General features: G+C 43.9%; 11 protein-coding genes. All 11 read left to right on the top strand.

Annotation, left to right across the window (positions count from 1 at the left end; translation table 11 throughout):
- Positions 1 to 2,063, top strand: a 2,063-nt coding sequence (locus HMPREF9074_RS00920; protein ID WP_034539284.1) for a TonB-dependent receptor family protein, incomplete at its 5' end; no start/stop codon positions are given.
- 2 nt (positions 2,064 to 2,065) lie between these two features.
- The gene (locus HMPREF9074_RS00915; RefSeq protein ID WP_009389530.1) at positions 2,066 to 5,419 is read left to right on the top strand and encodes a SusC/RagA family TonB-linked outer membrane protein; all 3,354 of its coding nucleotides are present in this window, start codon (positions 2,066 to 2,068) and stop codon (positions 5,417 to 5,419) included.
- Between the two features lie 20 nt (positions 5,420 to 5,439).
- Positions 5,440 to 6,873 (top strand): RagB/SusD family nutrient uptake outer membrane protein, encoded by a 1,434-nt coding sequence (locus HMPREF9074_RS00910; RefSeq protein ID WP_034539282.1) that lies wholly within the window; start codon positions 5,440 to 5,442, stop codon positions 6,871 to 6,873.
- Complete coding sequence (locus HMPREF9074_RS00905; protein ID WP_009389532.1) at positions 6,870 to 7,946, top strand: putative zinc-binding metallopeptidase; 1,077 nt, start codon at positions 6,870 to 6,872, stop codon at positions 7,944 to 7,946. Before HMPREF9074_RS00910 ends, HMPREF9074_RS00905 begins: the two co-directional genes overlap by 4 nt.
- Before the next feature lie 33 nt (positions 7,947 to 7,979).
- A complete protein-coding gene (locus HMPREF9074_RS00900; protein ID WP_034539281.1) occupies positions 7,980 to 8,960 on the top strand; it encodes a DUF4302 domain-containing protein in 981 nt (326 codons plus the stop codon).
- A 12-nt stretch (positions 8,961 to 8,972) separates the two neighbouring features.
- The gene (locus HMPREF9074_RS00895; protein ID WP_009389534.1) at positions 8,973 to 9,515 is read left to right on the top strand and encodes a hypothetical protein; all 543 of its coding nucleotides are present in this window, start codon (positions 8,973 to 8,975) and stop codon (positions 9,513 to 9,515) included.
- Positions 9,516 to 9,519: 4 nt separating this feature from the next.
- On the top strand, positions 9,520 to 10,635 hold the full coding sequence (locus HMPREF9074_RS00890; RefSeq protein ID WP_034539346.1) for a DUF4856 domain-containing protein: 1,116 nt from the start codon (positions 9,520 to 9,522) through the stop codon (positions 10,633 to 10,635).
- Positions 10,632 to 11,540: a hypothetical protein gene (locus HMPREF9074_RS00885; protein WP_009389536.1), complete on the top strand. Its 909-nt coding sequence runs from the start codon at positions 10,632 to 10,634 to the stop codon at positions 11,538 to 11,540. Before HMPREF9074_RS00890 ends, HMPREF9074_RS00885 begins: the two co-directional genes overlap by 4 nt.
- A 27-nt stretch (positions 11,541 to 11,567) precedes the next feature.
- Complete coding sequence (locus HMPREF9074_RS00880) at positions 11,568 to 12,953, top strand: leucine-rich repeat domain-containing protein (RefSeq protein WP_009389537.1); 1,386 nt, start codon at positions 11,568 to 11,570, stop codon at positions 12,951 to 12,953.
- 293 nt (positions 12,954 to 13,246) lie between these two features.
- Positions 13,247 to 15,106, top strand: a complete 1,860-nt coding sequence (locus tag HMPREF9074_RS00875; RefSeq protein WP_009389538.1) for a M1 family metallopeptidase — start codon at positions 13,247 to 13,249, stop codon at positions 15,104 to 15,106.
- Positions 15,107 to 15,238: 132 nt separating this feature from the next.
- Positions 15,239 to 15,771, top strand: a 533-nt coding sequence (locus HMPREF9074_RS12590; protein WP_034539280.1) for a DNA methyltransferase, incomplete at its 3' end; no start/stop codon positions are given.

The raw sequence follows: 15,771 nt of genomic DNA, 5'->3' as shown, positions 1-15,771 counted from the left end.
ATGTATATGAAGAAGACGGCTACGGGCTGCGCCCTAATATCAGTTTGCGAGGCACTAAGGCTGAACGAAGTGAGAAAATCACCCTAATGGAAGACGGCATTTTAGCCTCTCCTGCCCCTTATTCAGCTCCTGCTGCTTACTATTTCCCCAATGCGGCTCGTATGCAAGCGGTAGAAGTGGTTAAAGGTAGTAGTCAAGTGCAATATGGTCCTTTTACTACCGGAGGGGCTATCAATATGGTTTCAACAGCCATTCCTACTAAGTTTTTAGCAAAGCTAAACGCTACCTATGGCACTAATAACACCCTAAAAAGTCATATTAATATAGGTGATCAAAAGAAATATTTTGGCTATATGGTAGAATACCTACGCTACCAGTCTGATGGCTTCAAACATTTTGAAAACAAACAATACGCAGGCTTCAAGCGCAATGATTTAGTAGCTAAATTCAGAGTGAATACTGCTAAAACCGAAGGTGCCAATCACTCTTTCGAACTCAAAGCGGGTTATGCCGACGAAGATTCCAACGAAACCTATGTAGGGCTTACCAAAGCCGACTTTGCCCGAACGCCTTTCCTGCGTTATGTAGGCTCTCAAAAAGACCAACTCACTACTCGTCATTACCAATGGGTGGGCACCTATCTACTTCAATTCTCACCTCGTCTAAAATTTACTACAAATTTCTATTACAATACCTTTTTCCGCAATTGGTATAAACTCGAATCAGTAAAATATGGCACTTCGGCCAGCGAAAAGCGCACTATAGGGCAAATCCTCGCTGACCCCGAAACTAATGCCCCTTATTTCGATATACTTTCAGGCAAAACTGATAGCCGCGTATTCTATAACGATTACGAGCGGCTGAAGGACAACCCTGGTCTTTCTTTGCGGGCTAACTACCGCAATTATTTCTCTCGTGGGGTACAGACCAAAGCCGAATACAAAGCGATATGGGGTAATTGCTATTTAGACAACGAATGGGGGCTGCGCTATCACACCGATGAGGAAGACCGCAACCAGTGGGACGACCTCTACGCTATGAAAAACCAGCAAATGCAATTGCTTTGGAAAGGCGTACAAGGCAGTCAAGCCAACAAGATAACCCGTGCCAATGCCTTAGCGGCTTATTGGCTTTCTAAGGTGAGTTATAAAAAGCTAACTGTAACAGCAGGCTTGCGTTTCGAGCATATCGAGTTGTTAGAAAAAGACTATACCACTGCCGACACCCGCCGTACAGGACAAAAACGTATCGAAACTGGCAATATCGCCAACGCAGTAATTCCTAGTTTAGGGCTGCACTATAACCTCAGCGCTAGTTTATCGGCTTTTGCGGGCGTACATAAAGGCTTTTCACCTCCTGGGGTAAGCAAAGAAAAGCGCGTAATGGACAGAAATGGCAATATCACCCTGCTCACCGAAAACCAAAAGCCCGAAAGTAGCATCAATATCGAAGCTGGCTTGCGCATTAATAAACAGCAGTTTAAAACAGAATTAATAGGCTTTTACAATAACTACAGCAATATGCTGGGTAGCGACCTTGCGGCTATGGGCGGCACAGGAACGCTTGAGCAGTTCAACGTGGGTGAGGCTATTGTAAAAGGGGCTGAATTCATCGCACAATACCAGCCGTTCCCTGATGATGCTCCTCTAAAAACTCCCTTACAGCTTTCCTATACTTTCACCGATACCGAAATGAAAAACTCTTTCGAGAGCAACTCTTGGGGGCGAGTAGTGGCAGGCGATGAGATACCCTATATCAACCGCCATACGCTTAACCTAAGCATAGGAGCTACTTATAGCCGTTATGAGCTAAACATAGGTATTCGTTATAGTGGTGCTGTACGTACTGAACCCGGTCAGGGACTTATAGCTGAGCGCCAAAAAATACCCGCTTACACTATATTCGATGCTTCTGCAAAAGCCAAAATCAACAACTCTCTTACCCTAACAGTAAATACTATCAACCTCACTAATAAAACTTACTTAGTATCACGCCACCCATCAGGTTTGCGCGCAGGGCATCCGTTTGGTATTTTTGGTGGTATCATTTACAAAGTCAATTAACGATGAACAAACACTTATACATACTCCTTTTTTTCCTCGTAAGCCTATCTGCTAACGCCCAAACCTTTACCCTCAAAGGAACGGTAAAAGAAGCCAATGGCACTCCGCTCTTGGGGGCTACTGTGGTAGTAAAAGAATCGCATATAGGCACGAGCTCCGATATCGAGGGGCATTTCAGCATCAAGGCACAAGTAGGGCAAACGCTTGAGGTCAGCTATGTCGGAATGAAAACCCAACGCTTCAAAATCAAAGGGGAGAGCCTGCAAATCGTTCTCAAAGAAGAAGCGCAAGCCTTAGAGGGGGTAGTAGTTACGGGCTATCAGAAAATTCAAAACCGTGTATTTACAGGAGCTGCAGCTTCGGTGAAGATGGATAATATCAAAATGGAAGGCGTTGCCGATATATCGCGTATGCTCGAAGGGCGTGTAGCAGGGCTTTCTATCCAAAATGTAACGGGGTCTTTTGGCTCGGCACCGCGCATCAACATTCGTGGGGGGGCTTCTATCATAGGCAATGTACAGCCGCTTTGGGTAATCGATGGGGCTATCTATGAAGATTTAGTACCTCTAAGCCTCGACCAATTGGTTTCAGGTGATGCTGTTACCTTAGTAAGCTCTGCTATCGCCGGACTCAACGCTACTGATATAGACGATATACAAGTGCTCAAAGACGCGTCGGCTACCTCTATGTATGGTGCGCGTGCCCTCAATGGAGTTATTGTCATCACTACCAAATCGGGCAAACGCGATACCCCTAACCGCATTACTTATAGCTACGAACAGAGTTTTCGCACCATCCCTTCGTATAAAGACTTCGACCTGCTAAACTCTCAAGAAACGATGTCGCTCCTGCAAGAGATGAACAGCAAAGGCTATTTCAACCTGCAAAACACTCTCTACGGCAGGCGCAGTGGTATCTACTACCAATGGTATAAGGGGGTGAGTACCATTAACCCTAGTACCGGCAATTACTACTACCCCAATACGCCTGCGGCTCAGGCTGCTTTTATGAAAGAACGCGAATATGCCAATACCGATTGGTTCAAACATCTTTTTTCTATCAACCCCATACGCAGCCACACTATTACATTTAGTGGTGGGGGTAAAAACAGTACGAGTTATGCTTCGTTAGGCTATTATCACGATAGCGGCTGGACGATTACCGATAATGTAAAGCGTATCACCGCCAACCTCAAAAACACGTTCTATATCAACGACCAACTAAAAACTACCTTTACTGCAGTGGGCAACCTGCGCAGTCAGAAAGCCCCAGGTACCTTTGCACAACGCAAAAATACGGCAGTAGGTGCTTTCGAACGCGATTTCGACATCAACCCCTTTTCCTATGCTTTAGGCACTTCACGCACCTTACGACCTAAAGATGCCAACGGCAATTTAGAGTACTACCGCAACAACTGGGCGCCTTTCAATATTTTGGAGGAATACCGCAACAACTATATGAAGATTGATGTACTCGACTTCAAAATACAAGCCGAAGCCTCTTACAAGCTCAATCCGCACTTAGAGGCTACAGCCTTGGTATCGGCGCGCCAAGCACAAACACAATCTTCGCACTACATCACCGAAAAGTCTAATGTAGTAAGGGCTTTTCGTGCTAACGAAACACCTCAGGTAGCCAATGATAATATCTATTTGCTCAAAAATAAGGATAATCCTTTAGCACCTCCGCAAATAGCGCTTACCAATGGGGGTATTTTCAATAAAACTGAAACCTCTCTCAAAAGCTATATGGGGCGATTTGCTGTTGATTATCATCGTACTTTGCACGAGCACCACGACCTCAAAGCCTTTGGTTTTGCTGAAATCCGCTATGCCGACCGCACCGTTACGCCTTTCCAAGGCTATGGTATTCAGTACGACCGAGGCAATCAGGTGTTTACCAATCCGCTTATCTTTCAAAAGCTCCTCAATGAGGGCAATAACTACTTTTCTCTTACCGAAAAGTACGACCGAGGCATTACCTTTTCGGGCAGTGCCACTTATGGGTATAAGGGTAGATATATTGCCAATGCGGTACTGAACTACGAGGGGGCTAATACGGCCGGTCGTGGCACGCGCTCTCGTTGGTTACCTACGTGGAACGTGGGTGTGAAATGGAATATAGACCGCGAACCTTTTTTCAACAGCAAAAACATCAGTACCCTTGCCCTGAGAGCCAGCTATGGGCTTACTGCCAAGATGAACGAACAAGCGATAAACTCTTATAGTGTATTCCAAAACTATGTGCAAAACCACTATCGTTTTAGCGACAGAGAGAACGCTTTGCGTTTGCTACACTTAGAAAACCGCGACCTGACTTGGGAGAAGATGTACGAACTGAACCTCGGTATTGATGCGGGCTTTTTTGATAATCGCATCAGTATGTCGGTAGATATTTATCAGCGCAATTCATTCGACCTTATCGACCTAATTCGCACCTCGGGTATAGGTGGCGAGTACTACAAATACGCCAACTTTGGCGATATGCGCACTCGCGGTATAGAACTCTCTCTGAATACCAAAAACATACAGCAGAAAGATTTCCAATGGGCAACTACCCTCTCGTTCAGCTATATGAACCAAAAGATTACCCGTTTGCTCAACACCCCCAACACTTTCGATATGGTGTCGGGTACAGGGCGCGGCAATATTGTGGGTTATCCTAAAGGGTCTTTGTTTTCGTTCAACTATCAAGGGGTGAACCACCAAGGCTTACCTACTTTCGATTTTGGGTTATATCCTATGAACAACCGTGCCAATGCTAATGTGGTAGGCGCTGATTTTCTTGACACTCAGTACTCTAAATCTTACCTTATCTATCACGGCTCGGTAGAACCCAATGTTATTGCAGGGCTCTCTAATACCTTTACTTATAAAAATTGGGAAGCCTCTTTCTTTATCTCGGCTCAAGCGGGTAACAAAATCCGTCTCAACCCTACTTTTGATCCCGCTTTCGGCGATTTGAATGTCTTTTCTAAAGAATATTACAACCGCTGGCTGCACCCTTACGACGAACTCCGTACCGAAGTGCCCGCATTGCCTTCACAGAGTCTTATCAACCTCATTGGTAAAGAGAATATAGAGCACGCTTATAATACTTACAACTACTCTCAAAACCGTGTAGCCGATGGTAGCTTTGTGCGTATGAAGAGTATTTCAGTAGGCTATCGTGTACCCAAAAGCACCTTAGAGCACTATGGCATTAGCAGCCTTATTGTGCGAGCGCAAGCCACCAATCCGTTTCTTATCTATGCCGATAGCAAGCTCAACGGTCAAGACCCTGAGTATTACAAGTCTGGGGGCGTATCATTGCCTACCCCAAAACAATACACCCTATCATTCCAAATAGGTTTTTAGCCAATTAGCAGATGAATAGAATGAAATATTTAATTTACATAACCTCTTTGTTACTACTAAGTTGCAATTACTTAGACAAAGACCCCGATGCCTCTCTGAATGTCCCCCTCGATTCGGAAGAGAAAATAGCCGAGCTCCTCACTGGCGCTTACCCCGATGCGAGCTATTTCCCCTTTCTCGAAACGCGTACCGATAATGTAGCCGAACGCGAAAATGGTGTACATACCCGTTTGAATGAAGCGATGTACCGCTGGGAAGACGAAGACCAAGAAGACCTCGATGCGCCTTTGTTCTATTGGAATAGTTGCTACCGAGGCATTGCGCAAGCCAATAAAGCCTTAGAGTTATTGGCGCGTTACCCCAAAACCGAACGTGTAAAAGCACTCTATGGCGAGGCTTTCTTGCTCAGGGCTTATCTGCACTTTATGCTTGTGAATATTTGGGCAGAGCCCTACAAAGGCGAAGCCTCTAAAAATGATATGGGGATTCCCTATCTCACTACACCCGAGAAAAACGCTTTGGTGCAGTACAGCAGAGGTACAGTGTATGAGGTCTATCAGAAGATAGAAACAGACCTCAAGTTGGGTATAACTTTAGTAAGTGATGCTTATTATGCCAAACCTAAGTTTCATTTCAATAAGCGGGCTGCTTATGCCTTTGCTTCTCGCTTCTACCTATTTAAAGGCGAATGGCAAACCGTGATAGACTATGCTAACTATGTACTTACGCAACCTAAAACGCAGTTGCGCCACTGGAAAACAGCGTATTATGATGTATACGCTTTCAATAACCGCCCTTATCTCTACCAGCGTTATACCCAGCCCGAGGAAGAAGCCAACCTACTGATTACTACCGTACAATCGCGGTGGGCAAGAGAGCTACCTACAGCTAAGTACGGCTTTACCACCCAACTGATGAGCAATAGTGCTGCCTACTACACACCTGCTACCTCGCCTACTCCTGTGTATAATGGTATGTATATAGCCAAGTTTGATGAGCTGTCGCTATTTGGCAGTACCGGCAGCAAGCCTACTGATTTGTATGTATCAAACGTACTACTTACTACCGATGAGGTGATGCTCAACCGTATGGAAGCCTATGCAATGCTCAAAAACTACAATCAACTGCTTTTAGAATACCGCGAATATCAGAAAATAAAGTTCGATAACACTCGCAATATCACTGTTGAAGACCTTATTGCCTCTACCGATGACGATTATCGCAACTACTCGCCTTTCTACGGGCTTAGTATTCGTCAGTTAGGAGCTATCAAGAATATTGCCTTTTTGCGCCAATGGGAGTTTATGCATGAGGGAATGCGCTGGCTAGACATTAGGCGCTTTTACACCCCTGTAAATCGCACAAGCGAGCCCCTACAGAAAGAGGACTTGCGCAAAGTAATACAGCTCCCCATTGAAGCTATCAACCGCGGTTTGCCCGCTAACCCACGATGAAAATGAAAAAAATACTTTTTATATCATTCTTGCTCCTTATAGCAGCCTGCAAGAAAGAGAAACTCTCTACTGAGAGTGTAGTAGATACCGAAACCGCTCAGCAAGCCTATACCGATTTAGACAAGTGGATAGAAACCAATATTACCTTGCCTTATGGCATTGCGGTAGAATACCGTTGGGACAAGAACACTGCCCCTAAGGGCACCTATACCTACCCTCCTGAAGTGACCAAAGTAAAACCGGTACTCGAAACTATCAAATACCTATGGCTCGAACTCTATACCGAGGCGTCTTTAGGAGGTGCTAATTTCTGGAAAGGGAAAGCCCCCCTAAAAATATATCTTTACGGCGGCAAAAACATTGATGGCAACGGACAAGAGCTTATCAATAGCAGCGCGGTAGGTCGTGAGTTTCATTTGTATAACATAAATAATTTCGACCCACGCGATAAGGATAAGGTATATGTGCTGATGCGCATCGTGCATCACCAATTCGCCCGCTTATTAGGCGATGAGATATACCCTTACGACCGTCAGGCGTTTTTAAATATCAGCCAGAAAGACTACCGCGCGAGCTCTAACAAACAGCTGTACGGCTTCCCTAATGACGATACAGCTCTTTATGCCTTGCGTTATTACCCCAAAAAGCGTGATTTGAACAACTGCCATAATGCGCTGCCTTTTCAGTATTTCCAATCGCTTATTCAGTGCCAAGAGGCACACACCCAAGCTGGCATCGACGAAGAGTGCTATTATTGCAACTTTACCCAAAGCACCCCTAATCACTATGGTTTTATTACCTTTCAAGCAATGCTTTCTGCCGAAAGCGACTTTGCCGAGATGATAAGCGTACCCCTTACCAACCTCAATACCCAGATAGAGATAGCCAAAAATATAGCTAAAACCCCTATAGATAGCACTGACGAAGAAGCACAACGAGCAGCCCTATCGTATAATAACCTACTGAAAAAAGAAGCCTTCATAGCCGATTATTTCAACAAGAAAGTAGGATTCAGTCTCAAGCGCCTACAGCTCTTAAGCCTGCAGCGTATCAATCGCTTTAACAACCGATAAAAGCACATTTGTTATCTGAAAATGAATTTTTATATGAAATATCTTCTAACAACAGCACTCATTGCACTCCTTTTGGTTTCTTGCCATAAAGAACAGAATGCTTTTGAGCAATCGCCCTCTGAGCGTATGAAGCAGCAACGTACTGCCTTGCAAAACGAACTCACCGAGGCACCTTACGGGTGGAAAGTGCTCTACTTCCCTCGCACCGATTCATTGCTGTTTGCCACCCCTACCAAAGCTGAAAAACGAAGTGATTCGCGCTATGTAGAAAAACTACTAAACCAAGGTTTTGGTGGTTTCTATTTCCTGATGACTTTTCACAAAGACAATACCGTATCGATACAAGCCGACACGCATAGCCAAACAATACAAACTGCTAAAACTAGCGAGTACAACCTCAGCCAAGAAGCGCAGTTACAGCTGTCGTTCACTACCTACAACTACGTTCACCAACTGGTAAACAATCGCTTTCGTGCGGCTGCCGATTGGCTGTATGTAGGCAAGGACACCTTGCAAAATATAGTTTTTAAAACTGCCTCTTATGCTGACCCTGCACGCGAGTACATCGTATTTGAGAAACTCAAAACAGCTGAAGACAAACAACAGTTCTTGCAAAAAGCCTATAACAACCGAATCTTTTTTGAGCAAATGCAAAACCCTCAAATAGTGATTAAGCGAGGTAGCAAAATCTACTACCAAAGTGATGTATACCTAAAAGGCAATAGCTTTGGGCTCAATACACCTTTCTTAGAGGGCTTTGTCGCTAATAGGTATTACGTATTCGAGTACCGCACCAATCCGCAGGAAGACCCCTCTACGGGTAGATACAGAAGTCAGTTTATAGGGTCGGGCTATGTAGGTACCGAAAAAGGATTGACTTTTAGAGCAGGGCTGCGCTATAGCCATTCGCTCATTTTCTACGACTTTGTAAGACAAGGCAACCGCTTTGTGGCTGAGCACCGCGATAGCAAAGGGATTGCTACAGGCTACATTGCCGAAATCTTTGATAATTAATAGATTGACAAAATGAAATACATAAACAGTATTATTGCGCTTTTGCTGCTTATAGCCTGCAATAGCAAAGAAGAAGACCCCTCTGCTGAGGATTACCAAAAGCTATTCCCTTTCAAAGGAATTGAGAAACCTATGATTAATTATGAAGACCTTGTGCATAAGCAGTGCGACATCGAGCATTATGTGTATCCTACTGCCGAAGCACCACAAGAGGCACGTCAATACACTGTTACCCTCACTTATCAATGTAAGAAAGGCGAAGGCAACAGCCGCGACCCGCGTTACTACGTTTGTTATGTAAATGCTAACAAAGAGCGCGTGGTACTCAGTGCTACCACAACCAAACAAACGCTTACCTTTACCCTCGCATCTGGTTATCCGCTGTATCTCGGCGTGTATGGAGGAGGCGAAAGAGAGTCGCGTGTAAGTGCTCAACTTACCGCTGTAGATAGTCAGGGAGTGGTAAATGTGCCTACCCTACAGTACATAGCTGCTCAAAACACCGACGGCACTGATAATATAACGCCTTATTGCGAATACATAGTTTTACCTTAAGATGATGAAAACAAAACACATACTATCATACATTTCAGTGCTATTGATAACGATAGCTTGCCAAAAAGGTGAAGGCGAAACTGTAGAGACAGCTAATATCTTGCGCCCACAAGCCGATATACCCTACGCTTTCAGCAGGAATGGGCAATCGAGTGTTGATGAGCATACCGTTAGCCTATTGCGCGAACCTTTAGAAGTGATAGAAAGACGCTTATTAGCAGGTAGTATTTCAGACCTTACTTATACCGAAATACTACGTTATTATACCGAAGGTACTTCCTACGTAAAACCTGCTGACGAAATAGCCTCCTCACCTTTAGCAGCTACCGACCAAGTAAGAGAAGATATCCGAAATATCTTTCTCACTGCCAAAAGCATTCCACTACGCGAAGCCCAACAAGGCATTTCGGGCGATGCAGGCAGAAGGATAGGTGAGGCAGAACGCGTGTATGTAGATGAGAAAGGCATCGCCCCTGCTCAGCTGTTCATTCGCGCGATAGATGGGGCACTCTATTTAGATAAAATACTATTGTACCACTTAGACGAGCGTTTTTTCTCTGATGCTGCCCTGCGCCGCGAGCACCAAAATGTAGTCTTACCGGCTGGCGAAAACTACACCCAACTTGAGCACCACTGGGATTTGGCTTATGGGTACTTCTTGCATCTGCAATCGCTTACCCAATCTGATGGGGTAGCTGCCTTAGTTGGTGCGCAACGCAAAATTAACAATGCCTTTGTACAAGGGCGTATAGAGCTAGGGCGCTATCGCTATGAGGCTCTCTATGAGCAGCTGCGCATCATTCGCAAAGAACTCTCGAGAGTGATTGCCATTCGCACTATTCACACCCTTACAGGGGTAAACACTCTTGCCAATTATACCGAATCGCCTAAACAGGCTTTTAAATACCTATCGCAGGGCTATGGCTTTATATACGCTTTGCAATTCACCCGCAAACCCGATGGCTCTCTTTACTTCACTTACAATGAAGTAAAAGCCTTACAAAACCAACTCATAGCGGGTAGTGGTTTATGGAATAGGTCTCGTTTGTTAGCGCCTGCCGAGATAGTAGGTTCGCTTAAAAACATTGCACAACAAATAGCAGAACGTTACGAACTATGATGAAAAATATACTCTTATGCCTCTTTGCAATAGCACTATGCGCCTGCGAAGACAAGAATGACAGCTCTGCCCCTATCAAAGTAGGCACAGATAGCTCTTCGCTTACCGAGCTAACATTGCACCCCCAAAGCAGGCACGACCTTTTGCTATCAGGGGGCAATCATAAGTATACGGTAAACGTAGCCAACAGTCGTTTGGCAAGTGCTTCTATCAGTCAGGATACGCTAAAGATAACAAGTTATCAGGAGCAAGGCACTACCTTTGCCATTATCCACTCTCACGACCAAAGCGCACGCTTAGAGATTAGGGTAATACCTAACGAGCTTAACTTTACGGCTTCGGAAGTAACCCTTGCCCCTACTGACATCAATAAGACCATACGCTTAGGAGGTGGCGATGTAGTGAGCCTGACCTCTACTGACCCTGATGAGATAATAAAAGCTACTTGGCAGGGCAATAATGGCATTATAGAAATTAGAGGCAAAGCTGAAGGAGTAGCAACGCTTACGGCTACCTCAGCGGGGCTCGCCCCAAAAGAACTTAGGGTAAAGGTACGCTGTATAGACGAGAAAGGCTTTCTGAATCAGTTAGGGGTATACCACAATACCAGCAGGTCGCTCAGCCAAGCTATCAACCCAGCGCGTATTGTTAAAAACCCTACCACAGGCACTTTCTTTTCGGGGCGTGCTAACGTTAATGCCCTTAATAATTGGTATTATAAAGTCCCCCCTATTGAGCGCCCTGTAGAAGGCACTCATATCAACCTACTTATTGAGTACAAAAGGTTCGGAGGGGTAGCTACTCGCGAAAACCTTAAGTTTTATGTAGAAGAAGTCCGCACAGCTACCCAAGAAGTAGTCTTGCGCGGTAAAACCCTGAAAATAGTAGTACCTTATTACAATTAGTAATTAATTTTAATTTATATATTTTTTATGAAAAACCTCAGATTTTTAACCGTAGGGCTTGCTTTGATAGCCCTCCTTTTTACAGCTTGTAAAAAAGATGACAATGGTGCTGACGAACAAGCTCCTAAACAACTTACCTTAGAGAAATCGGCAGTAACCGTAAAACTAACTGAAAGCGCTATAGTGCGCATCACTTCAGGCAATGGCGACTATAAAGTAGAGAGTGCTGATAAAAGCATTGCTACTGCTGCTATTGAGCAAACCAATGTGAAAATAACCGCTGTTGCTGAAGGACAAACTACCCTAACAGTAGCTGATGTTAAAGGGCAAAAAGCTACTATAGCTGTAACGATAGAAAGTAACATCGCCCCTAGTGAAAGACTTTCTGTAGAAAATAAGGAGTTAAACCTTGTAAATGGAGAAGATAAAGTAAATAGAATTTTAAATGCTAAAAACAAAGGTGCACGTCTTTCTTTTACTATCACTCCTGCAGGTAGCGTTACCATTACAGTAGAAGACCGCATTGTAAACGGCACTCCAGAGGGTGAAAACCTACGTATAAAAGCCCTTAGTGTAGGTACTGCACAAGTATCTGTAAAAGATAATGCTGATAACCAGACTACTACTTTTAAAGTAATCGTTAGCGCTGCTGAGCTGACAGTAGCTAAAACTGACGCCGAAGTAGAAGCTGAAGCAACTACTGAAATCCGTATTAACACCGGTAACCCTGATTATACTGTTACTTCTTCAGCAGCTACTATAGCTACAGCCGAAGTAAAAGATGGCACTCGTATTAATCACTTAGATACTCCTCACAAAGCTATCTTCATCAAAGGATTAGCTGCTGGTACGGCTACTATCACCCTAAAGGATAGTCAAAATAAAACTATAGCTATCGCTGTAACAGTAAAAGCTAAAAACGATATTTTTGAAGTAGATGGCAGTGGTGTAGTAACACTAAAAGCAGGGGCTACTGCTAAAGGAGCAATCACTATCCCAACAAATGCTACAGCAGTAGGACAAGCTCTTTTTAGATCGAATTTAGCTGTTACTTCTGTAAATTTTAGTAATGTTATTAAAATAGGAGCAAGTGCTTGCTTTGGTACTACTAATCTTACATCAATTACCTTAAACAAAGTAGAAGAAATAGAAGCTACGGCTTTTGCAAATTCAGGACTTACAGAACTTACTTTACCTGCTACCATAAAAACTATAGCACGTACGGCATTTGCGAACTGCAAAGGACTAACAAAAGTAACTGTGAAAGCTACAACTCCTCCTACGGTACAAGCTAATACTTTTAACGGCATTAATGCTAATGCAGTACTTTATGTACCTAAAGGGAAAAAGGCTGACTATGAAGCGCAAGCAAACTGGAAAAGCAAATTCAAAGAAATTAGAGAACTCAATTAATTTGAGTTTAATATAACAACATCATCAACTTTGCCAGAAATTATAGCAATTTCTGGCAAAGTTCTTTTTTATGCATACCTTAGTATATTTTTCTAGTTTTTACTCATTTATTAAACGGGTACACTTCGTTTATCTTTCGCTGATCCTTCGCTGATCCTTCGCTCATCGTATAGTGTAGGTATAGCCAAGATAAAGGGAAGGCGTAAGAGAAAAATTTGCTACTCCCTCTAATTTGCTAATTTGCTAATTCTTCACTACCTTTGCCCTCAAAAACGAATTCAATATAAAGAACAATGAAGAAAAGTATCCTCGCTATTTGCGGCTTAGCGCTCGCTCTTTCAGCTCAAGCGCAAGATAATCATTGGCAGCAACAAGCTGACTACCAGATGAACGTAACGATGAACGTCAAAAACTTTCAGTACAAAGGCGTACAGAAAGTTACCTATATCAACAACTCACCCGACACCCTTACTACGGTGTTTTTTCACCTTTACTTCAACGCTTTCCAACCCAACAGCGAAATGGACGCTAACCTGCAAACCCTACCCGACCCCGACGGACGTATGGCTACTAATATAGGTACGCCCCAACGCCCTATATACGAAAGCAGAATAGCTAAACTCACCCCAGATGAGATTGGCTACCTACGCGTGAAAAAACTCACCCAAGACGGCGTACCTGCTACTATCTCGCACGAAAGTACTATCCTAAAAGTTACGCTACCTACCCCGATACTACCGCATAGCCGTACGGTATTAGGATTAGATTTTGAAGGACAAGTGCCGGTAATGATTCGCCGTGCAGGGCGCAACAGTCCTGATGGAGTAGCCCTCTCTATGGCACAATGGTACCCTAAAATGGTAGCTTACGACCACAAAGGTTGGCATACTACCGAGTACTTAGGTCGTGAGTTTTACGGCGTATGGGGTAACTTCGACGTGAAAATCACCCTCGACAAGACTTACCTTGTAGGCGCTTCAGGGGTACTGCAAAACCCTAACGAAATAGGTTTTGGCTATGAAGATAAGGGCGTGAAAGTACCTACCAGCAAGTCGTCTACTAAAACGTGGCACTTCATCGCAGAGCGCGTACACGATTTCACTTGGGCTGCCGACCCTCAGTACGTGCACGACAAGCACCAATTGGCTGACGGCAAGACCATTCACTTTATCTACAAAAAGTATAAAGACACTTGGAAACAGATACAAGAGCCAATGCTTAAGGTTTTCGACTATTACAACCAACTCATAGGCAAATACCCTTGGCCTCAGTATTCATTTATTCAAGGGGGTGATGGCGGTATGGAATACGCTATGTGTACCCTTATGGTGGGCAACGAAAAGTACGAACGCTTAGTAGGCACCGCAGCGCACGAACTCGCACACGCATGGTTTCAGCACCTACTCGCCACCGATGAGGCTGCCTACCCTTGGATGGACGAAGGTTTTACCTCGTACATAGAATACCTTGCCGAGCATCAAATATTAAAGACCAAAAAGACAGCTAACCCTTTCGACAGTGCTTATAAGGGATATTTTGGCTTGGTAAAATCAGGCTTCCAAGAGCCTACTATCACTCACTCTGACCGTTTTGCAACTAACTACGCTTACTCAGTAACGGCTTACTACAAAGGGCTGCTATTCCTTACTCAGTTAGATTACCTAATGGGCAATGAGGCGCTACAGAAAACACTCAAACGCTATTACAACGAGTACGCTTTTAAAAACCCAACGCCTAATGATTTTATACGTATAGCCGAAAAAGTATCGGGTATGCAGCTACAGTGGTTCCTCAACGAATTTATGGAGACCGACCATACTGCCGACTATGCTATCAGCAAGGTAGAGGGCAAAGGCAATAAAACAGAGGTAACCCTTAAACGCGTGGGCAGGCTGCCGCTTTCTATCGACCTTTGGGTAACCGACAAGGCAGACAACATACGCTATGTATACGTACCTTTGCGAATGACTTATGCCGAGAAGCCTAACACCTATCCAGCGTATCCGCGTACTGTATTGCCTGCTTGGGGCTGGGGCAATCCTACCTATACCTTTACACTTGATATGCCTTTAGAAGACATAAAGAGCATCACCCTCGACCCCGAAAACAAAAGCGTAGATACAGACAAAGAAAACAATAGTTTTAGTAAGTAATTAATTATTAGTAGTTAGTTAGTACCCCTTCTAACGACTAAAGACTAACGACTAATACCTAAATTTGTATAATTCAAAATAATATCCGACCTTTGCACCCTAAAATGCTAATAAGAGGTTATAGATAGTGTTATGCTAAATACAAATCAATACTTTACATTACAACAAGCCTCATTGTGGGCAACGGAATATATAGGGAAGAATGTTACTTCCTCAAATATTTCGTATTTAGTACAGTACGGTAAAGTAAAGAAATTTGAAAACGATGGCATCACTCAAATAGATAAAGAAGAACTTAAAGCCTATTATGATACATTGAGTGGAAATCGCGCCTCAGAGTGGAAAGAAAAATTAGGCGATGACCTCAACTGGAGTCTGTCGTTTGAGCAATATAAAGAAGCAGAAACTACTAAACACGTACACCGCTTGCACCCTTACAAAGGAAAATTTATTCCGCAGTTAGTAGAATACTTTTTGGATTCCCATACCGATGCTTTCAAAAAAGAAGTCTTTTTTAAAGCAGGAGATATAATTCTCGACCCTTTTTCAGGGAGTGGTACTACTATGGTACAAGCTTCAGAGCTGGGTATGCACGCTATAGGAGTAGATGTGTCGGCTTTCAATGCGCTGATAGGCAATGCTAAGGTAGGGCATTACGACTTGGT

The sequence above is a fragment of the Capnocytophaga sp. oral taxon 329 str. F0087 genome, from assembly GCF_000213295.2.
In the GTDB taxonomy this organism is placed as follows: Bacteria; Bacteroidota; Bacteroidia; order Flavobacteriales; family Flavobacteriaceae; genus Capnocytophaga; species Capnocytophaga leadbetteri_A.
The sequence above is the reverse complement of the archived record's forward strand: the minus strand, read 5'-3'. Positions and strand labels throughout refer to the sequence as shown.

Excerpts from the sequence above, each read along its gene's own strand:
- HMPREF9074_RS00915 (WP_009389530.1), top strand. The coding sequence starts at position 2,066 with ATGAACAAACACTTATACATACTCCTTTTTTTCCTCGTAAGCCTATCT.
- HMPREF9074_RS00910 (WP_034539282.1), top strand. The coding sequence starts at position 5,440 with ATGAAATATTTAATTTACATAACCTCTTTGTTACTACTAAGTTGCAAT.
- HMPREF9074_RS00905 (WP_009389532.1), top strand. The coding sequence starts at position 6,870 with ATGAAAATGAAAAAAATACTTTTTATATCATTCTTGCTCCTTATAGCA.
- HMPREF9074_RS00900 (WP_034539281.1), top strand. The coding sequence starts at position 7,980 with ATGAAATATCTTCTAACAACAGCACTCATTGCACTCCTTTTGGTTTCT.
- HMPREF9074_RS00895 (WP_009389534.1), top strand. The coding sequence starts at position 8,973 with ATGAAATACATAAACAGTATTATTGCGCTTTTGCTGCTTATAGCCTGC.
- HMPREF9074_RS00890 (WP_034539346.1), top strand. The coding sequence starts at position 9,520 with ATGAAAACAAAACACATACTATCATACATTTCAGTGCTATTGATAACG.
- HMPREF9074_RS00885 (WP_009389536.1), top strand. The coding sequence starts at position 10,632 with ATGATGAAAAATATACTCTTATGCCTCTTTGCAATAGCACTATGCGCC.
- HMPREF9074_RS00880 (WP_009389537.1), top strand. The coding sequence starts at position 11,568 with ATGAAAAACCTCAGATTTTTAACCGTAGGGCTTGCTTTGATAGCCCTC.
- HMPREF9074_RS00875 (WP_009389538.1), top strand. The coding sequence starts at position 13,247 with ATGAAGAAAAGTATCCTCGCTATTTGCGGCTTAGCGCTCGCTCTTTCA.